The 445-nt window shown below is 52.1% G+C and carries 1 protein-coding gene; it reads left to right on the top strand.

Annotated elements, in window-relative coordinates:
- Positions 1–178: 178 nt before the first annotated feature.
- Positions 179–445: hypothetical protein (locus RCF13_RS09190; protein ID WP_308141088.1), on the top strand; the 267-nt coding region annotated here is incomplete at its 3' end.

The raw sequence follows: 445 nt of genomic DNA, 5'->3' as shown, positions 1-445 counted from the left end.
ACACAGGTCCAGAGGACCAGCTAATCGCCATTGTCACAATGGTGACAGTAGACTTGAGGCCTCTCGCATGCGCCCGCGTAGCCTCACCCTATGCACGGAACGGAAAATCTGTGGCGCGCTTGGAGCGTGTTCGTACCGCGTATAAGGGAGCGGGCCGGGATATGTTTGGAATAGTGCCATGCAGCGTCAACACTCAAATTCCAACGACGCTCATATCCGCATGAAACTTGGCGCCGGTCACCTTCCGGTCACCGTCTCGCCACTTCGCCGCAGTTTGTATCAGTTTATTTCTGTACCATTCTATCCGAAATCCGACACCCAGACGAATCAAGAAGAACGGTCTCACTTGCGCACTGAAATGAAATCCGTAACATTCGCTTCTAATACTTTAACGGTGCAATTTCTTGCTTGCCAAAGTTGGGGTCGAGGGTTCGAATCCCTTCGC

This window comes from Stenotrophomonas maltophilia group sp. RNC7 (assembly GCF_030910085.1).
In the GTDB taxonomy this organism is placed as follows: Bacteria; Pseudomonadota; Gammaproteobacteria; order Xanthomonadales; family Xanthomonadaceae; genus Stenotrophomonas; species Stenotrophomonas sepilia.
Note: the sequence above shows the minus strand (reverse complement) of the source record. Positions and strands in the feature narration are given on the sequence as shown.